At 50.1% G+C, this 21671-nt stretch carries 18 protein-coding genes; 16 read left to right on the top strand and 2 right to left on the bottom strand.

Annotation, left to right across the window (positions count from 1 at the left end; genetic code table 11):
* Positions 1–15: 15 nt before the first annotated feature.
* Positions 16–783 (top strand): YetF domain-containing protein, encoded by a 768-nt coding sequence (locus HPT30_RS05860; RefSeq protein ID WP_175370502.1) that lies wholly within the window; start codon positions 16–18, stop codon positions 781–783.
* A 6-nt stretch (positions 784–789) separates the two neighbouring features.
* On the opposite strand, the gene spoVB is transcribed toward HPT30_RS05860, so the two are convergent.
* Entirely contained in the window at positions 790–2403 is a 1614-nt protein-coding gene (gene spoVB / locus HPT30_RS05855; protein WP_175370501.1) for a stage V sporulation protein B, read from the bottom strand.
* Between the two features lie 214 nt (positions 2404–2617).
* On the opposite strand from spoVB, the gene HPT30_RS05850 reads away from it, so the two are divergent.
* The 6 genes from HPT30_RS05850 (at position 2618) to HPT30_RS05825 (ending at position 9486) form a co-directional block, all read left to right on the top strand.
* On the top strand, positions 2618–2869 hold the full coding sequence (locus HPT30_RS05850; RefSeq protein ID WP_312876302.1) for a post-transcriptional regulator: 252 nt from the start codon (positions 2618–2620) through the stop codon (positions 2867–2869).
* A gap of 223 nt (positions 2870–3092) precedes the next feature.
* Positions 3093–4343: a protein translocase subunit SecD gene (secD, locus tag HPT30_RS05845; protein WP_175370500.1), complete on the top strand. Its 1251-nt coding sequence runs from the start codon at positions 3093–3095 to the stop codon at positions 4341–4343.
* Positions 4333–5229 (top strand): protein translocase subunit SecF, encoded by an 897-nt coding sequence (gene secF / locus HPT30_RS05840; protein ID WP_175370499.1) that lies wholly within the window; start codon positions 4333–4335, stop codon positions 5227–5229. The genes secD and secF overlap by 11 nt, the downstream gene beginning before the upstream one ends.
* A 124-nt stretch (positions 5230–5353) precedes the next feature.
* Positions 5354–6322, top strand: a complete 969-nt coding sequence (locus tag HPT30_RS05835; RefSeq protein WP_175370498.1) for a cation diffusion facilitator family transporter — start codon at positions 5354–5356, stop codon at positions 6320–6322.
* Between the two features lie 31 nt (positions 6323–6353).
* A complete protein-coding gene (recJ, locus tag HPT30_RS05830) occupies positions 6354–8756 on the top strand; it encodes a single-stranded-DNA-specific exonuclease RecJ (RefSeq protein WP_175370497.1) in 2403 nt (800 codons plus the stop codon).
* Between the two features lie 211 nt (positions 8757–8967).
* Positions 8968–9486 carry an adenine phosphoribosyltransferase gene (locus HPT30_RS05825; RefSeq protein WP_066364443.1) on the top strand — a complete coding sequence of 173 codons (519 nt, stop codon included), beginning with the start codon at positions 8968–8970 and terminating at the stop codon, positions 9484–9486.
* A 107-nt stretch (positions 9487–9593) separates the two neighbouring features.
* On the opposite strand, the gene uraA is transcribed toward HPT30_RS05825, so the two are convergent.
* Positions 9594–10898: a uracil permease gene (gene uraA / locus HPT30_RS05820; RefSeq protein ID WP_175370496.1), complete on the bottom strand. Its 1305-nt coding sequence runs from the start codon at positions 10896–10898 to the stop codon at positions 9594–9596.
* Between the two features lie 361 nt (positions 10899–11259).
* On the opposite strand from uraA, the gene HPT30_RS05815 reads away from it, so the two are divergent.
* The 9 genes from HPT30_RS05815 to HPT30_RS05775 all read left to right on the top strand — a co-directional run bounded on the left by HPT30_RS05815 (position 11260) and on the right by HPT30_RS05775 (position 21663).
* Entirely contained in the window at positions 11260–13440 is a 2181-nt protein-coding gene (locus HPT30_RS05815; RefSeq protein WP_175370495.1) for a RelA/SpoT family protein, read from the top strand.
* Positions 13441–13461: 21 nt separating this feature from the next.
* On the top strand, positions 13462–13905 hold the full coding sequence (gene dtd / locus HPT30_RS05810; protein ID WP_175370494.1) for a D-aminoacyl-tRNA deacylase: 444 nt from the start codon (positions 13462–13464) through the stop codon (positions 13903–13905).
* 172 nt (positions 13906–14077) lie between these two features.
* Positions 14078–14233: a hypothetical protein gene (locus HPT30_RS05805; RefSeq protein WP_175370493.1), complete on the top strand. Its 156-nt coding sequence runs from the start codon at positions 14078–14080 to the stop codon at positions 14231–14233.
* A gap of 185 nt (positions 14234–14418) precedes the next feature.
* On the top strand, positions 14419–14925 hold the full coding sequence (locus HPT30_RS05800) for a type 1 glutamine amidotransferase domain-containing protein (protein ID WP_175370492.1): 507 nt from the start codon (positions 14419–14421) through the stop codon (positions 14923–14925).
* Positions 14926–14967: 42 nt separating this feature from the next.
* The gene (locus HPT30_RS05795; RefSeq protein ID WP_175370491.1) at positions 14968–15402 is read left to right on the top strand and encodes a hypothetical protein; all 435 of its coding nucleotides are present in this window, start codon (positions 14968–14970) and stop codon (positions 15400–15402) included.
* An 843-nt stretch (positions 15403–16245) separates the two neighbouring features.
* Entirely contained in the window at positions 16246–17499 is a 1254-nt protein-coding gene (gene hisS / locus HPT30_RS05790; protein WP_175370490.1) for a histidine--tRNA ligase, read from the top strand.
* Positions 17500–17558: 59 nt separating this feature from the next.
* Positions 17559–19343 carry an aspartate--tRNA ligase gene (gene aspS, locus HPT30_RS05785; RefSeq protein WP_175370489.1) on the top strand — a complete coding sequence of 595 codons (1785 nt, stop codon included), beginning with the start codon at positions 17559–17561 and terminating at the stop codon, positions 19341–19343.
* 66 nt (positions 19344–19409) lie between these two features.
* Entirely contained in the window at positions 19410–20165 is a 756-nt protein-coding gene (locus HPT30_RS05780; protein WP_175370488.1) for a tRNA threonylcarbamoyladenosine dehydratase, read from the top strand.
* A 199-nt stretch (positions 20166–20364) separates the two neighbouring features.
* Positions 20365–21663: an NCS2 family permease gene (locus tag HPT30_RS05775; protein ID WP_175370487.1), complete on the top strand. Its 1299-nt coding sequence runs from the start codon at positions 20365–20367 to the stop codon at positions 21661–21663.
* The last annotated feature ends 8 nt before the right edge of the window (positions 21664–21671 follow it).

Genomic DNA, 21671 nt, shown 5'->3' with positions numbered 1-21671 from the left:
AAGGAGAGAAGCAATATGTTCCAGCAGATCACATACCACATTCTCATGACCGTGCTGATGTATTTCTTCATTTTTCTGTGCTTGCGGATAATGGGGAAAAGAGAAATCGGAAAGCTGTCGGTGTTTGATTTGACGATTTCGATCATGATTGCCGAGATTGCAGTGTTTGTTATAGATGATATTAAACGACCGGTGTATGAAGGGATTGTGCCTATGGCCACACTCGTCCTGATTCAGGTGCTAGTGGCCCAGCTTGGCCTGAAAAGCCGCAAGCTGCGTTTGTTTATGGATGGTAAGCCGAGCATCCTGATTTCCGATGGCAAATTACACCGTGGCGAGATGCGCAAACAGAGGTACAACATTGATGACTTGCTGCTGCAATTGCGCGGCCAGAATATTGATAATCCTGCCGACGTAGAATTTGCCATTCTGGAAGCCAGCGGCCAGCTTACGATTATTGAGAAGAACAAGAACGGCTCCTCATCGTCCCAATCATCCAGCAGTTCGGAAGAACAGGGCAGTGAAGCCGGAGACAGTTCAGGCGGAAGCACAAACAACTCCAAGACTGTGAAGCTTCCCAAGGATAAAATCAGGTATGAAGGACTTCCGATTCCACTAATTATGGATGGAAAGGTACAGGATATGAACCTGGAGATGATTGGGAAAACAAGATTTTGGCTGAGACAGCAGATTCGCCAAAAGGGAGTATCGGACTTTCGCGATGTCTTCCTGTGCTCGGTGGATCACCAGGGCAAAATCTATGTCTCCCGGCTCTACCACTGATGCTCTTTAGCGCCAGCGCTTGATAAAGGGCAGGCGATCCATATCGCGCACTGAGACGAGTCCCGATAACAGGCAGATACCGAGGTAGATCAAGAGGCCAACAGTAGCGGCAAAAATAAACTGGATCCACTGTGCTCCGGCAACAGGAATAGAGGTATACGCAAACTGGGCACCGGCCCCCATAATGATCATAGCTACCGCAATTTTGAACAAATCCCTAATGCGCAGGGATAAGGATATTAGCGAGACGACACTGTACCCGTGCAGTAGTGTTACAAGAATGCTATTGGCAATAATTGCGATAATAGCCCCATAGATCCCATACTGTGGCTGTGAGGCCAGCAGCAGAATTAACAGGATTTTGACCACAGCTCCGATCAGGGTGTTAACGAGTGCTCTCCCCGGCCGGTCCATGGCCTGAAGTGCTGCTTGAAGGGGTGCCTGTACATACAGGAATACAGCAAACGGTGCAATTAGGCGCAGCATGGGGGCGGTATCCGCGTTCCCGTACAGCAGACTGCAGAGCGGAACGGCCAGGATGTACATAAGAACAGCAAAAGGGGCACCCGTGACAAGGGCAAGCCTAAGCGCCTGATGCATCCGTTTATGGATCATGGATAAGTCTCTGCGGGCAGCGGCTTCTGACAAAGAAGGAACTAACGATACCGCCAGGGATGAAGTTAGCGCTCCCGGCAGCAGTAGCAGCGGAATAACCATCCCTTGCAGTGCGCCATATTGTGCAGTGGCAACGGCTGTAGCGATCCCGGCAAGAGCAAGGCTGCGGGCTGTGATGATTGATTCCAGCAAATAGGATACGGAGCCCACGAGCCGCCCGGCGGTCACCGGAATGGAAATACCAAGCAGTCGCTTCAGCAAGGAGCCCGTAGGTTGTGCTTCTGAAGGTGCTTTCTCAGGGACAGTTACATCAGTAGAGTCTTCCGGCTGCGGTTCAGGTTCAGGTCTGTCTTTTCTGACAATGAAATAATATTGCCACAGTAAAGCGAGCATACCGGCAATTTCGCCGACGGTGACCCCGATCATAGCTCCTGCCGCCGCAAAAGCGATTCCCTTGGGCAGCAACAGCCAGGAAAACCAGAGCATAGCAAAAATCCGGATCACGGACTCCAGCACGGAGGAAAGCGCGGAAGGAATCATATTCTGCCGGCCCTGAAAGTACCCGCGATAGACTGCAGATACAGCAATGATGCACAGCATCGGAATCATGGCAATGAATGTATAGAAGACCCGGTTGTCTGTCAGCAGAACGTTGGAAACCCATGAAGCGCTGGCCAAGGCAACCATTGTGAAAAATATACCCAGCGCCAGACTGAGCGCAAGTGCTGTCCGCAGTATCTGCTTTGATTTGTCTGGACGGTTCTGGCCCTCGGCTTCGGCCACCATTTTGGCGACCGCTAGCGGCAGCCCCCCTGTAATCACGGTAACGAGCAGAATGAAGAACGGATAGCCAAGCTGGTAGAGACCCACACCCTCAGCCCCGATCACGCGCGGAAGGACAATCCGGGGAATGAAGCCAAGCATGCGGTTGATAATTCCTGCAGCCAGCAGAATTAACGTGCCTTGTATAAAGCTTTGTTTGTTTAAGGAGCTTAGTTTCTTCAAAGAACATTCCTTCTTCCCGGCATGAAATGGGACGCTGGTGGCGACTCACCTTGTAAGCACTTGAATGGGCTTGTTCTATGGATATGCTGAACCCCTATGCCGGCATGACAAGCATTGTGATACATAACTTTTTGAAGGAAGAAGGAAAGGCAGGGGAGAAGGTCGAATAGATAGGATGAACATGCGTATACGAGCGACCTGGAGGTGTCAACACGTGGAATCGGGGCAATGGATTTATGACGAGCTTAGTGAGGAAATCGAAGCCATGTGCTGCAGCAAAGCGGAGGAATTCCGACTCCTTGGCTACGAATATGTAACTGGCAAAGATATCTGGGAGTGTGTCAGCCGTAATTACGCAAAGGAAGGACAGCCGCCGCTTTACAAGCTAGTCAATGATATATATTCCTTAAAAGCCAATAGTTATATGAATTATTTGACTGTTGCAGCGTATAGGGGAATGGTTTGATGCAAGGAAACATTTTTCTTTGCAAACAACTTCACAAAGCGGTAAAGTTATGAAGTGATTTAATTTCACATTTCCTACTGAAAAACGGATGGCTTGCCAAATGGGGAGAGCCCGCCGTTTCTTTGTGTGAATATAGCCTTGCCCATTCTTACATGAATTGACGGTCATTTGGCGCGTGGCTATAATAGGAATATTGAGTTATGAAAGGGGAACTAGCAAGAGCATGAAGAGACTTATGAGCTTTATCGTTACCGTGCTCGTTTTAACAGGCGTCATGGTATTCACTACCCCTGGTCTGTTGGACAAGGTCCGTCTGGGTCTTGATCTGAAGGGCGGCTTCGAGATCCTGTATCACGCTGAGCCGATGGAGGCCGGAGGGGCACTGACCCGGGCTTCACTGCAAAAAACTGCAGAGAGTCTGGAGAAACGGGCCAATGCGCTCGGAACTAGTGAGCCAGAGGTTACCACGGAAGGAACGGACCGTATTCGTTTGAAAATTGCGGGTGTGACCAATGAGGCTGAAGTCCGCAAGAAGATGAAAGAACCTGCCGTCTTGACTTTCCGCAGTGCTGCCGAAGGTGATCCTGCCGGAAAGTACAGCAAGATTGAACTGGTGGGCAGTGACTTTGTGGAAGGTGCTGCAGAGGTCGGCCGTGACAGCCTGAACCAGCCGATCATCAGCATCAAAGTGAAGGACAAGGCTAAGTTCACTGAGATTACGAAGCGACTCTTGGGCAAGAACCTTGCCATCTATCTGGATGAGAATCTGCTATCTGATCCTGTAGTCAGAGCTGAATTGACTGACGGCAGTGCTTCAATCTCCGGCAGTTATACGCTCCAAGAAGCGCGTGAATTGGCTGATACGATTAACCTCGGTGCTCTTCCGCTGAAGCTGACGGAGAAATATTCCCAAAGCGTAGGCGCCACACTGGGTAAACAGTCTCTTGAGCAAACGATCAAAGCCGGTCTTGTCGGTTCCCTGATAATTCTTATTTTCATGATTGGCATGTACCGCTTGCCAGGTCTTCTGGCCAGCTTCGCGCTGATCCTTCATACATGGCTTCTAATTCTTGTCTTCGTTTGGGCTGACTTTACCCTCACCCTTCCCGGTATCGCCGCGTTTATTCTCGGTATAGGGATGGCAGTTGATGCGAATATCATTACCAATGAGCGGATCAGAGAAGAAATTTACAACGGGAAAAGCATTATGTCTGCTGTAAAAGCAGGTAGTAAATCTTCATTCCGTACTGTAATGGATGCCAATATCACCACTATTATCGTTGCGGCTGTAATGTTCGCTTACGGAACAGGTGCTGTTAAAGGGTTTGCACTGGTTCTGATTGTGGAAATCGTGCTCAGTATTGCCACGAACCTTTACTTCTCCCGCTGGTTGCTCAATCTGCTTGTCAAAGCCGGTAAGCTGAGCAAACCAAAGCAATTCGGGGTTAAGGAGAGTGAAATCCGTGCACTTTAAGAGAGAGTTTGATTTCGTACATCTAAGTAAATATTTCTATATCTTCTCCATAGCGTTGACTGTGGCCGGTTTGATCTTCCTGGCAACTTTTGGATTGAATTACAGTGTTGATTTCAAGGCAGGTTCCAATGTGGATATCTCCCTGTCCAAGAATCTTACGCAAGAACAAGTTGAAGCGGCAATCAAGGACCTGGGTGTCACTCATGAACCGAGTATCTCTCTTGGTCAGGAACGGGTCAATATCCGTTATGATAAAGAGCTGACTGAGGATCAAAGTGAAGCGTTGAAGGCTGGAATTACCAAGCTGGATGACAAGGCTTCCTTCGAAATCAACACCGTGGATACGGAAATGGCAAAAGAATTGGCACGCAATGCCATTTATGCAGTACTTATTTCCTGTCTCGGGATTATCATTTATGTAAGTATCCGTTTTGAATGGCGTTTTGCCTTGGCTGCGATTGTCTCGCTGCTGCATGACGCATTCATGGTTGTGGCAGTCTTCTCCATCTTCCGTCTGGAAGTGGATTTGACCTTTATTGTCGCGGTGCTTACGATCATCGGTTATTCCATCAATGATACGATCGTAATCTTTGACCGTATCCGTGAGAATCTGCGCTTCGGCAAGCAGAAAACTTATGAGGACATGAAAGCTCTTGTGAACAAGAGTGTTACTCAGACGCTCATGCGTTCCCTGTATACAGCATTTACGGTATTTGTCGCGGCATTCTTCCTGTTGATTATGGGCGGAGAATCCATTAAGATGTTCTCGCTTGCCATGGTTGTCGGGTTGCTCTTCGGAGCTTACTCCTCCATCTTTATTGCGAGCCCACTCTGGCTGCTTCTCAAAAAGCGTCAGAAGCCGAAAGTGGCCAACAAAACGGCTTAAAGCTAAAACCTGACTGTAAAGAAAGCCGCGTCAAAGGCGACGCGGCTTTCGAAATCTTCGGAGCTGCACGCCATGCGCTTTTTATGCATCATGAGATGATATGCAGCAGCAAGGAGGGCCTCGCATGAATGACAAACAATCAACGCAGAATGAGACGGTCGCCTGGACCGGAATCGTCAGCGATGTCGCTCTGGCCATAGCCAAGGGAAGTGTGGGTTACATCTCAGGCAGCAAGGCATTAATGGGGGATGCTTTATACACTGGAGCTGACGCCGCAGCCAAGCTGGCAAATACTCTTCCATGGCGTTCTGGACAGAAAAAGAACAGCAAAGCTTCCTCCCGATTCAAGGCTGGTGCCCGGCAGGGAAGCAAGGAGCCAATCTTGGCTATATCCTGTTCTGTGCTCATTTTAATGGGCGGGTTACAGGTTGTTTTTTCCTCAATTCGTGATCTGACTTATGGACATTTAACTACACCCGGGTATTACGCACTTGTAACAGTTCTATTATCTATTCTGGTGAAAGAAATTGTGTTCCAGTATCAATATCGTCATTTCAAGAAGCTGGGCGATGGTAGCCATGCTGCTTATGCCGACAGCCATCGTTTCAGTCTGTATACTTCAATCACTGTTCTGATCGGGATTACACTTGCGATGGCTGGCAGCTACTCTGGCTGGCATCCGCTGTTGTATATGGACCCTATTGCGGCGCTGTTGACGGGATTTCTGATTTTGCGTAAAGGATATAGCCTGATTGCCAGTTCGGTCTATGGAAAAAACATTCAGGAGCTTCCCTCGGAAGATGCGGCCAGCTTTATTGATACCGTACAGCGAGTGCATGGGGTAATCCGTGTGGAGCATCTGAAAGCGATGGAACAGGGGCGTTATGTGAACCTGGAGGTCCAAATCAGTGTTAACCCGCGCATTACAGTGCTAGAAGCCCAAGAAATTGCGGAATGTGCCAGAAAGCTGTTGCTGCAACGTTTTGTTCACGTGGGCGAGGTGCGTATGGATGTCGTACCGTATGATCCGGGTTATCCTTACAAGAGCAATCATGAGCTGGTGGATGATGATCTGCCCACCCTGCTTCAATAGTTTGCCAAGGTAAGAGAAAGGTGAGTTATCCGTGCTTCATTCTAAAACAAGATGGCATTCTCCGGCAGCCGATCCCGATGCAGTAAGGGAACTGGCCCGGAGCCTTTCTATTTCTCCGCTTTTGTCGTCACTGTTGGTTACCAGAGGCAAGGCAACGCCTGAAGAGGCGCTGGTATTTATGGACGGTGGCGGGCAGGAGCAGCACGACCCGTTTTTACTTAAGGGGATGACTGAAGCGGTTCCGAGAATTAGAAAGGCATTGCAAGAAAATGAACATATTCTGGTCTATGGTGATTATGATGCCGATGGTGTGTCCAGCACAGCGCTGATGATTCATCTGCTGCGTTATCTTGGCGCTTCCTATGACATTTATATCCCGCATCGTTCAAACGAAGGCTATGGTTTACATAATCATGCCCTGGATTGGGCGCTGCAACAGGGAGTCTCCCTGATTATTACTGTAGATACAGGTATCAGTGCGTATCACCAGATTGCTTATGCCAAGGAACTGGGCATGGATGTGATCGTAACGGATCACCATGAGCCGCCGGCACTTCTGCCAGAGGCTTATGCTTTGATTAATCCCAAGCTGCCTGATTGCCCTTATCCCTTCAAAGGTTTGGCAGGTGTAGGTGTTGCACTTAAGCTGGCACAGGCACTCCTTGGTGGGGACATACCGGAGGCATGGACCGAAATCGCTGCCATAGGTACTGTGGCGGATCTTATGCCTTTACTGGGGGAGAATCGGGAGATTGTACGCAGGGGGATCCTCTCCATGCGTAATTCCCGTTTCCCTGGCATTCGCGCGCTACTTGAGGTTAGCGGGGTAACTATGAATACAGTAGGCGCGGTGAATATTGCTTTTGGCATGGCGCCGCGTATCAACGCCAGCGGCCGTCTTGATCACGCCGGACGAGCTGTCTCGCTGTTGACCACAGAGCATGCAGAAGAAGCGCGTGAGCTGGCGGATGAGCTGGACCTGCTGAATAAGGAGCGTCAGCTGGTTGTGGAGAGAATCGTGGTTGAAGCCACAGCCAAGCTGGAGGAAAGAATCGCAGCTGAAGGGCTTCCAGATGTGATCGTCTTGGCTTCGGAAGGCTGGAATGTAGGTGTGGTAGGCATCGTTGCCTCCAAGCTGCTGGAACGCTACTACCGGCCGGTAATCATTCTGGATATCCATCCCGAGACGGGGATGTGCAAGGGCTCAGCCCGCTCGATCCCTGGATTCGATATTTATGCGGCCTTATCTTCCTGCTCCAGCTTGATGGATCATTTCGGGGGGCATCCTTCGGCTGCCGGTATGAGCCTTCATCGCGATGGCCTTGGTGCCTTCGCTGATGCACTGAACGACTATGCTTCAGGTGTACTGACACCGGAGCATTTTGTGGCGGTGACATCAGCAGATAGTGAAGCAACGATCGCCGATCTGTCGCTTCAAGCGGCGGATGAGCTGGAACGGCTAGCGCCGTTCGGCATGAGTAACCCGTTGCCGAAGTTTATTCTACGTGGTGCTGTGGTCAAAGAGACACGGACCATGGGCGCCGAAGGCAAGCATCTCAAAATTGTTCTGCAGCAAGGCAAGCATATTATTGAGGCGGTTGCTTTTGGCAAAGGTGCGCTAGGCGCACTGCTGCCAGGTGGCACTAAAGTGGATGTGTTAGCCGAATTGTCTGTGAACGAGTGGAATGGCTCCCGTAAGCCACAGCTGATGCTGCAGGATCTGGCGGTCCACGAAACTCAGCTGTTCGATCTGCGCGGAGCTGCCGATGCGGTTCGGCAAGCGCGTGAGATCAGCGAGCGCCTGACGCCCTATGCGGGAACGGATCCGTATCGGGCTGTAGTCGTGTCTCGTAAGGAGCGAGCCCTTGTGCCAGATGAGTTGAAGGGCATGTCTCTTTGGACATACGATGAGAACGGCGGAATTTCCGCACATGACGATGAGCAGAATAAGCTGGAAGAGGAACGTGTTTCTGTCCTCTGTCTGCTGGATCTGCCGGAGTCGCCGGAACAGCTGGACGCGGTACTTCAGACTTTTCCGCTTATCGATAATGTGGCGCTGCTTCATTCGATCCGAGAGAGACGTGAACGTCTGCAGGTTCCGACCCGTGATCATTTTAAGGCCTTATATAAGCTGCTTGCTTCCGTCGCTGCTGCGGCAACCCCAGAGCATGAGGTACTGCTGCGTCTGAGCCGGCAGACCCCGCTGAGCGTACGTATGCTGAGTATGATGCTGGATGTGTTCGAGGAGCTTGATTTTATCGAACGCCACCAAGGGCTGATCACTTTTGTAACGCAGCCTGCTGCCAAGAGCCTTACAGCTTCGCAGCATTTTATCCGTTTGGGACAGGTAGCGCAGATGGAAGAGTATTTCATGGACGGCAGCCTGTCAGAGTTGCAGGACTTTATGCAATCCCGCCGGCAAGGTGTGTCCTGAGATTATAGAGATGCTTCCGAAGAAATTTTGTTCGACGTTAAATCAACGCAGCTATGCTCACAAAACTAAGCGTATGCTTACGAAGCCAGTTTTGTCGAAGTAAAATCACCGCAGCCTATGCTATACAAAACTAAGCTTATGCTTCCGAAGCGATTTTGTTCGAAGTAATTCACCGAAGTATATGCTCACAAAATTTTAGGAGATGATAATCTTGAACTTCAAAGAAATTATTCGCGTGATTCCGGATTTCCCACAACCGGGAATCAGCTTTAAGGATATTACAACACTGCTTAACAATGGCGAGGCTTACCGCCAGGCGATCGATGAACTGAAAGCCCTTGTAGCCCACCTGAAAATTGATATTATTGCCGGACCTGAAGCTCGCGGCTTCGTTGTGGGCGCACCACTGGCGTATGCACTTGGTGTAGGTTTTGTGCCGATCCGCAAGAGCGGTAAGCTTCCTTATGAGACTATTGAAGTTGGATATGACCTGGAATACGGTAAGGATAAGCTGGCTGTGCACACCGATGCTATCAAGCCAGGGCAAAATGTACTGATTGCCGACGATCTGCTGGCAACCGGTGGTACGATTGCTACTTCGGTTAGCTTGATCGAACAGCTTGGAGGCAAAGTCGTCGGGGCAGCGTTCCTGATCGAGCTAGTTGAACTGGCCGGACGCAACAAGCTGACTGATATCGAAGTCATCTCCTTGCTGAACTATGAGGACTAAGAGATAAACGAAATAGCGTTTCCCGGGAAATAAAAAGCGGACTGCTGTCGATAGATGACAGCAGTCCGCTTTTTTATAAGTGATTTTACCCGCGTATTACCCGCGTATTAATGAGCAGATTTTTCGTTATCTTTCTCATTGCTAAGTCCAAGTACTTCAATGAGCTTGAACAACAGGGAAAGGACCATACCAACGATGGTAGCTAGCGCCATTCCCTTCAGATGAACATTACCGATCGTAAGGGTTGTACCACTGATGCCTACAACAAGAACGAGGGTTGCGAGAATCATGTTAGTTGCTTTGGAGAAGTCGACCTTTTGCTCTACGAAGATACGTAGGCCCGATGCTGCAATAACACCGAACAGCAGCAGGGAGACACCACCCATTACCGGAAGAGGGATATTGGCAATAACGGATGAGAAGGTGCCTGAGAACGAGAGCAGAATGGCGATGATGGCGGCACCGCCGATGACAAATACGCTGTAAACTTTGGTCAAAGCCATAACTCCGATATTTTCACCATAAGTAGTATTAGGAGTGGAACCGACAAATCCGGAGATAATGGTAGATATCCCGTTTCCGAACAGTGAGCGATCTAGACCAGGGTCCTTGGCAAGGTCTTTGCCGACGATATTGCTTGTAACCAGCAAGTGTCCGATATGCTCGACAATAACGACGAGGGATACAGGGATAATGGTTAGAATAACGTCCCAGTCGAACGAAGGTGTAGTAATGGTTGGTCTGGCAAAGAAATGAGCGTTGCTAATAGCTGCTGTATCTACTTTGCCCATCCAATATGCCAAACCGTAACCTGTCACGATCCCGATCAGAATATGAATGATTTTTGGGAAACCGCGGAAGAGAACGGCTCCAATCACAGTAACGCCGAGGGTTACCATGGAGAGAGTGATAGCACTGGTGTCTGGTGTCCAATCAGTTGCGCCTTCAGGAGCGATCAGTCCTGCCATACGCGCCGCTACCGGGACGAGTTCAAGTCCAATGGTGGCGACGATTGCACCCATAACAGCCGGAGGGAAGACCACGTCAATCCAGCCGGTTCCGGCAAAACGGATAATCAGCGCGACAAGGATGAAAATCACGCCGGTGACGATAAATGCGCCAAGTGCAAGCGAATATCCACGTTGATGATCATCCTGATGTTGTGCCAGCACGGCCAGAACAGGTGAAATAAAAGCGAAGCTGGAGCCAAGATAAGCAGGGATTTTACCGCGGCAGATTAAAATGTACATGAGTGTGCCGATACCGTTCATCAGCAGAATCATACCGGGATCTACCCCGAACAGGTTGGGCACCAGCACCGTGCTGCCGAACATGGCGAACAAATGCTGAAGACTCAGAAGGAAGCCCGGCCCCCAGGGAAGCCTTTCGTTAACTTGAATTTCGCGTTGCAATGGTGGTCACTCCTCTTTCTTTTTCATAATATAAATCATTACTTGGCAAACCGCCTTTACTAGATTAAATAGAACTTGACATTTTTACAACAACAATTTCACAAGTGACATCAATTTGTACGTTATTGTGACTTCTCTTGACACTAATGCCATGCGATGGCAAGTGTTGACGTAATCCCTCGTAAGCGTCATAATTATAGACAACTTTCAACTCTTAGAGGTTGTTCACAGAAAGCGGTATACCGATCAAGAAACCTGCAGACGATGCACATTTTTGCAGGTTTGTTTATTTTATCGACTACATCATCGAGAGACTCCTGGCAGGAGTTTTTCTTATAGAAAGGAAACGGATACGACGAGAATGGGCATTGAGCGATTAATTGACAAAGCTGGCGCATATATAAAAGAAAAAGATCTGCTCCGCATTACGGAAGCATATGAATTTGCTGATCAGGCCCACCATGGGCAAGTCCGCAAATCGGGGGAGCCGTATATCCTGCATCCGCTTGCCGTCGCAGATATTGTCGTCAATATGCAGATGGATGTAATCTCCATTATTGCTGCGCTTCTGCATGATGTTGTGGAAGATACGACAGTGTCCCTCGACCAGATCCGTGCGAAATTTGGCGACACCTGCGCCATGCTTGTTGATGGTCTGACCAAGCTGGAACGCATCCGCTTCCGCTCGAAGGAAGAGCAGCAGAACGAGAATTACCGCAAAATGTTCATTGCAATGGCGCAGGATATCCGGGTCATTGTCATCAAGCTGGCGGACCGTCTGCACAATATGCGGACACTGAAATATCAGTCAGAGGAAAGCCAGCGCAGGATCTCCTATGAGACACTGGAGATTTTTTGTCCTATTGCAGATCGATTGGGGATTTCGGCAATCAAGTGGGAGATGGAGGATATTGCCCTCCGGTATTTGAATCCTCAGCAGTATTACCGTATTGCCAATCTGATGCACAAGAAGCGGGCAGAACGCGAGCAGTTCATCGAGAGCGTCATCGGCCGCATTCAGTCCAAGCTGGACGAGATGGGCATCGAAGGTGACCTGTCCGGACGCCCGAAGCATATCTACAGCGTTTATAATAAAATGAGCACGAAGAACAAGCAGTTTAACGAAATCTATGATCTGCTGGCTATTCGTATCATTGTCGATAACATTAAAGACTGTTATGCCACACTTGGCATTATTCATACGCTTTGGAAGCCGATGCCTGGCCGTTTCAAGGATTATATTGCTATGCCCAAAGCGAACATGTACCAATCGCTTCACACCACGGTGGTTGGGCCGGGCGGGGAGCCTACAGAGGTTCAGATCCGTACCTGGGAGATGCACCGTACCGCGGAATTCGGTATCGCAGCGCACTGGGCGTATAAGGAAGGCACCGGCAACAACGGCAATCCCGAGAACCGGATGCCATTCTTCCGGGAGATCCTTGAGCTTCAACATGAGGCTAAGGATGCGGAAGAATTCGTTGAATCGCTGAAAATGGACTTTTTCTCGGACCTCGTCTTCGTATTTACTCCCAAAGGCGAGGTTATTGAACTGCCTGCCGGCTCTGTTCCACTTGATTTTGCCTTCCGTATTCACACGGAGGTCGGTAACCGGACCATTGGCGCCAAGGTGAACGGAAGAATTGTGCCGCTTGATCATAAGCTGAAGACCGGGGACATTGTGGAGATCCTGACCTCGAAGCATTCGTATGGTCCGAGTCGTGACTGGCTGAAGATTGCCCAGTCCTCCCATGCCCGGAGCAAGATCAAGCAGTGGTTCAAGAAGGAGAAGCGTGAGGAGAATGTCGAGAAGGGCCGTGAAGCGATTGAACGTGAGCTGAAGCGTTTGAACGTTGAAGTGTCTGAATATATCTCTGACGATAAGCTGCTTGAGGCTGCGAAGAAATTCGCCTTCAACGATATTGAGGATATGCTCTCTGCTGTAGGTTTCGGCGGCATTACGGCCGCGCAGATCGCTTCCAAGCTGACCGAGAAGCTACGCAAGGAGCAGGAAGAGACTGCTAATCATCTGGAGCTGACCTCTGAGATGAAGGAGATCAAATCCTCGGGCGAGAAGCGGAATCAGCCGACGAATGGCGTGCGTGTCAAAGGCATTGATAACTTGCTTGTACGTTTTGCCCGATGTTGTAATCCTGTGCCAGGCGATGACATTATTGGGTATGTGACTCGCGGCCGCGGGGTATCAGTTCACCGCCAAGACTGTCCGAATATTCCGGGCGACGGTGAGGGCGAAGAAGCGGCACGGGTGATTGAGGTAGACTGGGAAGGCAGCGTCGAGGCCAATTATAGCGTCGATATTGAGATTACAGGCCATGATCGTAACGGGCTGCTCAATGAAGTACTGCAGGCTGTCGCAGAGAGCAAGACCAACATCTCGGCGGTGACCGGACGATCCGACAAGAACAAGATGGCCATGGTTCATATGACAGTCTTGATCCGCAATACTGAACATTTGCAATCGGTAGTGGATCGGGTCAAACGTGTCAAGGATGTCTACACGGTCCACCGGATCATGCAATAAGGCAAGGAGCTGAAAGCTGCAATGAGAGTAGTAGTACAGCGCTGCAAGGAAGCTAAGGTAACGGTTAATGGCGAAGTGACCGGCGCGATTGGTGAAGGCTTGATGTTACTGGTCGGCGTGACCCATGGTGATACAGAGAAGGATGCGGCGTATCTGGCGGAGAAGATCGCGGGACTGCGGATTTTTGAGGATGAAGCAGGGAAAATGAACTTCAGCGTCACTGACACTGGCGGTGCGATTCTGTCTGTATCGCAGTTTACGCTCTACGGGGACTGCCGTAAGGGCAGACGCCCCAATTTCATGGCCGCCGCTGCGCCGGCTGAGGCCGAGCAGTTATATGATTATTTTAACCGTGAGCTGGTTGCCCGCGGTCTGCAGGTTGGAACCGGGGTGTTCGGGGCGATGATGGATGTGTCGCTCGTCAACTGGGGGCCTGTCACGTTAATCCTCGATAGCCGGGGTTAAATCAAGCGCTACAATTTTGTTTCATTTAAGACGAATAAAATATCGGCGGATGTCGCATCACCGTTCCTTTGGGAGCCGTGTGCGGCATCTTTTTTTGTACGGATAGGGCATTGTTCGTATGGTTAGACTAGAAGCGGATGGATATTACGGCAAGTTGCAAGGAGCTACGGCAATGAGACAATCTCAAAAGGCATGGGTATGGAGAAGCAACCCGACATTGGCGACAGGAAGCCCTGCTGAAGCAGGCGCAATTGTAAAAGGAGCTGAGGCTCCCGCCGAGATTCAGGTATTGAAGGGAAGAAGCCGTGACCTGCTGCCGCGTACCTGAGACGGGTAGTAAGTCGGCTTTTTCTATGAGGCTATAGAGGCGCACGAAGGGGATAATAACAGGTTCATTCTGTAAGACAGTGTTAGAAAACATATTGACCGGGTAATAGTAGAAGAGCGAGAATCTTTCAAGCGCAATCGTTCCGTTCAGCTGCACAAGAACAAACAGAAGGGAGAAGTTGTCTCATGAGTAAAGTTGCATTTCTATTGGCGAGTGATTTTGAAGATTCCGAAATGAAGGTTCCTTACGATGAAGTGATAAAAGCAGGACATCAGGCGGAGATCATAGGTCTGAAGGAAAATGAGACACTGGTGGGTAAGCAGGGCAAGGTCTCGTATGCAGCCGACAAGGCGATCTCAAAAGTCCGCGCAGGCGACTATGACGCTGTGGTTATTCCCGGCGGATCATCGCCAGAGAACCTGCGGCTAAGTCCGGAAGTGCTTCAATTTGTAAAAGAGACCAACAGCGCAGGCAAGCCTATTGCCGCCATCTGTCATGGCCCTCAGATTCTGATCAGCGCTGAGCTACTCAAAGGACGTACGGTAACCTCCTATCCTCCACTGAAGGATGATGTTGTCAATGCGGGAGCGGAATTCAAAGATGAAGAGGTAGTCGTAGACCGCAATTATATCACTTCACGTACACCGAAAGACGAGCCGGCATTCGTGCGTGAGCTGCTGAAAGTGCTATAGATTACAGACTGACTTGAACATATATTCAAGGAGGGACTAACAATGACTAGAAGAATTCAGGCGTATTTTAAGACAGAAGATGATGCGCTAGGAGCCAAAACAGCACTTATCGCCTATAACGTGGAAGGGCTGGAGATATGGCCGCTCAATGATCGGCTGGGACAGGACCGCCGTTTTCTGCTACCGGTGATTCCACTTGGGAATTCCGCCTTGGCAGCCGGTGGATTCAGTACATCGGGTACCTCTGGGTCACCGGGTGCCGGAGCTGCACTGGTCGCTAGTACTGGAATTCCAGAGTCCGTGGACGATGTTGAAAGCCGCGGGATTGAGGGAAGCACCGGAGAGGAAGCTGAGCTTAGCGACGAAGAGCTTGGGGAACTCCGCTATATCATGGAGCTGAAGGTGGATGAGGATCGATATAACGAAGTCATTCAAATTCTGCGTGGCAAGCAAGCTTATGTGGAGCGGTTTGATTAACGGCTGTTTCTAGGGTGTTGAGGAATATAGCGTCGGATGGCCTTTATGGGCTATCCGGCGCTTTTGAATTGGACTATTAATCGGTACGATTGAAAATAGGACCCTCAAGGGTTGCCGTCACGTCAGGCTAAAGCTATGATAAAGGAGACGGGTATGTCCCTGAAAATTAAGCGCTTTCTTTTCTGTAATGTACTCGTAACATTTCATACATGATTCCTTAATATAGCGTGTTTATAATAAAGACATGACCCCCTTTTTAATAATATATGATGATGGACCCGCAGCAACCGGCTGTGGGTCATTTTTTTTGTAACAGGAGAAATTTGCCGATTAAGCTCACTTTCCGTCCTCATTCATCTTAAAATTTTTAATTTCCTTTCTTGACTTTAGCGCAGTGGTTCAGTAGAATCTAACAATAACAGTTATATTATAGTGCTTTGATGACGGGAATAAGTAATTCGGGCCTCCACAACCCCAGAGAGGAATCCCCTGACGAGTCGGTATTGTCCATACCAAGGACGATTAAGTCGCTACGTCTGGCTGCAAGGATTCTGTTGATGAGCGAATGAATGACCTCCCCGAGAACGCACGGCGAACATCGGCAGGATTTGACAACTGCTGCAATCAGTAGCCGTTTGCGCGTAGGCGGGCGTTAACCGCTTGAAGCGGATGTGGTGAGAGTAATCTCCTGCTCCGGAATGTGGGTGGTACCACGGGTGAATTATTGGTTATGATAATCCCTCGTCCCTGTTTGTGATAAACAGGGCGAGGGATTTTTTGTTATGCTGCGCATTAACGCAGAAATTAAGGCTATAAGGGGTATTTTTTCAGGAGGGATAGGCAGTGGCTAAAGAAAGATTCGAGAAACCCACAGGCACACAGGATGTGCTGCCAGGCGCGGTGGAGAAATGGCAGTTTGTAGAGGCGAAGGCCAGAGAGCTGTGCCACCGTTTTAACTACCGGGAGATCCGTACACCTATGTTCGAGCATACCGGATTGTTTGAAAGAGGCGTAGGCGAAACTACGGACATTGTAGAAGGCGAGATGTATACGTTCAAGGACAAGGGCGACCGGGATCTGGCGCTTCGTCCAGAAGGGACAGCAGGCGTTGTACGTGCTTATGTTCAGAACAAGCTGTATGGCGAGCCGGATGTCAGCAAGCTGTATTATATCGGGCCGATGTTCCGTTATGAACGTCCACAAGCGGGAAGATACCGTCAGTTCCACCAGTTTGGTGTTGAAGCCTTCGGAGCGGTAGATCCGGCGATTGATGCTGAGGTCATTTCCTTGGGTTACGAGTTCTATAAGGAATTGGGTCTGAAGGATGTGCGGGTGGAGATCAACTCTGTGGGTAACGCGCCAAGCCGTGCGGCCTATCGGGAGGAGCTTCTGAATTTCCTGAGACCGATGAAAGACAACCTCTGCAGTGATTGCCAGCGTCGTATGGAGCGCAATCCATTGCGTGTACTGGACTGCAAGGTAGACCAGGATAAATTCACTGATGCACCGTCCATTTTGAATAGTCTGGATGAAGAGTGCACCGTGCATTTTGCAAAGGTTAAGCAGCACCTGGATACCATGGGCGTTGACTATTCCATCAATACGCGTCTTGTGCGCGGACTCGATTATTACACGCATACTGCGTTTGAATATAAAGCAGCCGGCATCGGTTCCATCGATACAGTCGGCGGCGGCGGGCGCTACAACGGGCTCGTGGAACAAATCGGCGGGCCGGATCAACCGGGTATCGGTTTTGGGATCGGTCTGGAGCGTATTCTGCTCATTCTGGAACACCAGAAGGTAGAGCTGGAATCTTCCAAGCCGCTGGATGTCTATTTCGTAGCGCTGAGTGAAGAAGCTGATCTCGAGATTACGAAGCAGCTGTATCTTCTGCGTAGCAAGGGCTACTCTGCCGAACGAGATTATCTGGGCCGGAAAATGAAGGCGCAAATGAAGTCGGCAGACCGCATGGCAGCCAGATACACCGCGATCTTGGGCGAAGACGAGCTGAAGGCCGGTGTGATCGCCTTGAAGTCGATGGACACAGGAGAACAGCGTAACGTCAAGCTTGATGAACTTGCTCAGTCCATCGTATAGTCTGAGGCAACAGCGATAGTACAAGCGATATTTCAATCATGAAAGGATATGATCAAATCATGCAAAGAAGTCATCATTGTGGACAATTAACGCAGGACCATATTGGACAAACCGTTACCCTTAACGGTTGGGTACAGACCCGCCGCGACCTTGGGGGCGTACTTTTCATTGATCTCCGTGACCGCAGCGGAATTGTACAAGTTGTTTTCAATCCCGACTATTCGGGCGAAGCGCTGCAAATCGCTGACAAAGTACGCAGTGAATACGTTGTGGCTGTTAAAGGTAAAGTGGTTAAGCGCGATGAAGAAACCGTGAATAAGAATCTGCCTACCGGTGAGATTGAAGTGCAAATTACGGATATTGAAGTGCTGAACGCAGCGAAGACACCTCCGTTCTTTATCGAAGATGGTGTGGAAGTGGACGAATCACTGCGTCTGAAATACCGTTACCTCGACCTGCGTCGTCCTGAGATGCAAAAGACGCTGCTGTTGCGCTCCAAAGCATCCAAAATATTCCGTGACTTCCTGGACAGCGAAGGATTTATCGATGTAGAAACACCGATTCTAACTAAAAGCTCACCGGAAGGCGCGCGTGACTATCTTGTACCGAGCCGGGTGCATGAAGGGGAATTCTTCGGTCTGCCGCAATCCCCGCAAATCTACAAACAGCTGCTGATGGTGGGCGGTATAGAGCGCTACTATCAAATCGCCCGTTGTTTCCGCGATGAGGATCTGCGTGCTGACCGTCAGCCGGAATTCACCCAGGTCGACATTGAGACCTCCTTCCTGTCCCAGGATGATCTGCTGGGCATGATGGAGAAGCTTTTACAGCGTCTCTTCAAGGAAACTGTTGGTGCAGATCTCGCACTTCCGTTCCAACGGTTGACATATGCTGATGCTATTGGTAAATACGGCTCCGACAAGCCAGACCTGCGCTTTGGTCTGGAACTGATCGAGATGAATGATATCGTAGCTACCAGCGGCGTGAAGGTATTCGCGTCCGTTATCGAAAAAGGCGGAGAAGTGAAGTGCCTTAACGCTAAGGGCTGTGGTACTTGGACTCGTAAAGAAATCGACGATCTTGGACCGTATGCTGCGCGTTACGGCGCGAAAGGGTTGGCATGGATTCAAGTGAAGGATGGCGAATTCAAGGGGCCAATCGTTAAGTTCTTCTCCGAAGAAGAGATTGCTGCTGTTAAGGAACGTACTGGCGCTGAGGAAGGTGACTTGCTGCTCTTCTCCGCAGATAACAAAAAAGTGGTTGCAGATGTTCTTGGTGCGCTGCGTCTCAAAATCGGACGCCAGCTCGGCCTGATCGACGACAACGTCTTCAAATTCGCTTGGGTAACAGACTTCCCGCTGCTGGGTTATGATGAAGATCAAAAACGTTATGTTGCTGAGCACCATCCGTTCACACGTCCGCGTGAAGAGGATCTGCACCTGTTCGAGACTGATCCGGGTGCCATTCGTGCCCAAGCCTACGATATCGTGCTGAACGGCTACGAAGTCGGTGGCGGCTCGATGCGGATCTACAAACGTGAAGTGCAAGAGCAAATGTTCAAAGCGCTCGGCTTCTCTGAGGAAGTTGCTTACGAAAAATTCGGTTACCTGCTCGACGCGTTTGAATACGGTACGCCTCCGCACGGCGGAATTGCCTTCGGCCTTGACCGTCTCGTGATGCTGCTCGCTGGACGCACCAACCTGCGGGAAACGATCGCATTCCCGAAAACTGCAAGTGCAACCGATCTGCTAATGGATGCTCCATCCCCAGTGGAAGGCTCGCAATTGGAAGATTTGCACATCAAGCTGGCGCTGAAACCGAAGAAGGAAAAAGACAAAGAATAATCATACTATTCATTCACTGCGAAGCGCATCCTGCGCTTCGTAGTGCTAGTTAAGGAGGCTTAAAATATGTTGCACCAGTTCTCGCGTACAGAACTTGCCATCGGGCCGGAAGGCCTGGATATTATGAAAAACAGCACAGTAGCAGTGCTAGGTATCGGTGGTGTCGGCGGTATAGCGGCAGAGGCGCTGGCCCGTAGCGGGGTTGGGCGGATTATCCTGATTGATAAGGACGTGGTGGATATCACCAATGTGAACCGCCAGATCCACGCACTCACTACCACTGTAGGCCAGAAGAAAGCCGAGCTGATGGTGGACCGCATCAAGCTGATCAACCCGGACTGTGATGCTATTGCGCTGAATATGTTCTATACGGAAGAAACGTATGAAGAATTGTTTAAATATAAGCTGGATTATGTAATTGATGCTTCGGATACGATCATATACAAAGTCCACCTGATCAAAGAATGTCTGGCCCGGGGAATTCCGATGATCTCAAGTATGGGCGCAGCCAACAAGATGGATCCTACCCGGTTCCAGGTTGCTGACATCTCCAAGACTACCTATGACCCTATCGCCCGGATTATCCGTCAGAAGCTGCGTAAAGAGGGCATCAAAAAGGGTGTTAAGGTTGTATTCTCTACAGAGACTCCGGTGAAGCCGCGTCAGGATGTTACGGATAAAATCGTTCCAGAGAACGCGCCGGACAGACGTAAAGCGAAGCAGCCACCTGCCAGTAACTCGTTCGTGCCGCCTGTAGCCGGTCTTATTATGGTCAGCGTAACCGTGAAGGATCTGCTGGAGGCCGGAGGCGTCAGCTTTTAATTTCCTTACTTACCAGGAAGCTGCAACTAGGCCGAAAGATTTCTGTGAATAAAGGGTAGACTAAATATTATCAAAGTAAATGGACAAAAGGGCGTACAGCCGGTTTCTGGCTGCTGACGCCCTTTTGTCAGGGCTTGAGGACTTTTTTGGCAAAGCATAGAGATGGACCTGACTTGACATTAGCGGAGGTTTATAAATAATGAAATCGAATTTTTGGCGAAATAGCGTAGGTTTACTGCCTGAACATGACTGGAAACGGGAATGGGCCGCCGGTATTCTCTCCTATTTTGCTTCAGTATATATTGTAATGGTCAACGCGGCCATTCTGCACGATGCGGGCATGCCGCTGCGGGCAGGGATGGTAGCTACATTGCTGACGGCCATTACAGGCTGCCTCTTGATGGCTTTTGCCGGCAAGACGCCGATCATAGTGGTGCCGGGGATGGGGATCAACGCCTTTTTCACGTACACGCTTGTGCATTCCATGAAGCTGGATTGGCGGGAGGCGCTGGCTGTAGTTGTCGTTACCGGCATATTGTTTGCGATCGTGGCGTTCACCTCGCTGTATCGTATCTTGAGCGAAGCGATTCCGCACAATCTGCAGCATGCCATCACAGTCGGCATCGGTTTGTTCCTGACCTTTATCGGGCTGCAGAAGAGCGGGATTGTTATCGCCCATCAGACGACCTTCGTGGCCATCGGCCACTTCAGTGACCCGGCAGTAATCACGTCATGTATTACTCTGCTGCTCGCACTGGTGCTGTTCATCCGTGGTACGAGCGGCGGTCTGCTGATCAGTATGGCGGTAGGCACCGGACTTGCTTATCTGCTGGGTGCCACCAAAGGACCGGAGAATGTGGAATCCGGACATGTTTTCAGCGGATACAGTAATGTATTCTTCGGGATGCAATGGACTGGCCTGCTCAGTCTGGTCTTCTGGATTGCGATTTTCCTGTTGCTGCTGATTGTAGTCTTTGAAAATATCGGTCTGATCGCCTCCCAGACTCAGCTGGCAAACCGTCCAGAACGTTTTAAAAGCAGCCTGCGCGCGCTTTCCATTGCCAATATTGCGGCAGGCATCTTCGGCAGTAGTCCGGTGGTGGCCGCTGCAGAATCCAATGCCGGAATTGCGGCAGGCGGCCGCTCCGGTCTGACCTCCCTGGTCACGGGTATTCTGTTCGGTGCAACCTTCCTGTTCATTCCATTGTTGGCTTATGTGCCGGATAGCGCGATTGCCCCGATCCTGATGGTCATTGGTGGATTGATGGTGCAGAGTGTACGTGAGATGGACTTTAGTGACATGACAGAGCTGTTCCCGGCGTTCCTGGTTATGGTCATGATTCCGTTCACCTACAGTATTGTCGACGGGATGGCGTTTGGCTTCATTACCTACCCGATCCTAAAGCTCTCAATGGGCAAAGGCAAGGATGTCCCGCCAGCCTTGTATGCTATAGCAGCCCTATTTGTAGCGAATTTTATCCTGCACGCGCTGCTATAATCCCCAAT

The organism is Paenibacillus agri, assembly GCF_013359945.1.
In the GTDB taxonomy this organism is placed as follows: Bacteria; Bacillota; Bacilli; order Paenibacillales; family Paenibacillaceae; genus Paenibacillus_AQ; species Paenibacillus_AQ agri.
This window is presented reverse-complemented; position numbering and strand designations above follow the sequence as displayed.

What these genes read in the sequence shown, in the direction of transcription:
- HPT30_RS05860 (WP_175370502.1), top strand. Translation starts at nt 16, where the DNA reads ATGTTCCAGCAGATCACATACCACATTCTCATGACCGTGCTGATGTAT.
- secD (WP_175370500.1), top strand. Translation starts at nt 3,093, where the DNA reads ATGAAGAGACTTATGAGCTTTATCGTTACCGTGCTCGTTTTAACAGGC.
- HPT30_RS05835 (WP_175370498.1), top strand. Translation starts at nt 5,354, where the DNA reads ATGAATGACAAACAATCAACGCAGAATGAGACGGTCGCCTGGACCGGA.
- HPT30_RS05815 (WP_175370495.1), top strand. Translation starts at nt 11,260, where the DNA reads ATGGGCATTGAGCGATTAATTGACAAAGCTGGCGCATATATAAAAGAA.
- dtd (WP_175370494.1), top strand. Translation starts at nt 13,462, where the DNA reads ATGAGAGTAGTAGTACAGCGCTGCAAGGAAGCTAAGGTAACGGTTAAT.
- HPT30_RS05805 (WP_175370493.1), top strand. Translation starts at nt 14,078, where the DNA reads ATGAGACAATCTCAAAAGGCATGGGTATGGAGAAGCAACCCGACATTG.
- HPT30_RS05800 (WP_175370492.1), top strand. Translation starts at nt 14,419, where the DNA reads ATGAGTAAAGTTGCATTTCTATTGGCGAGTGATTTTGAAGATTCCGAA.
- HPT30_RS05795 (WP_175370491.1), top strand. Translation starts at nt 14,968, where the DNA reads ATGACTAGAAGAATTCAGGCGTATTTTAAGACAGAAGATGATGCGCTA.
- aspS (WP_175370489.1), top strand. Translation starts at nt 17,559, where the DNA reads ATGCAAAGAAGTCATCATTGTGGACAATTAACGCAGGACCATATTGGA.
- HPT30_RS05780 (WP_175370488.1), top strand. Translation starts at nt 19,410, where the DNA reads ATGTTGCACCAGTTCTCGCGTACAGAACTTGCCATCGGGCCGGAAGGC.
- HPT30_RS05775 (WP_175370487.1), top strand. Translation starts at nt 20,365, where the DNA reads ATGAAATCGAATTTTTGGCGAAATAGCGTAGGTTTACTGCCTGAACAT.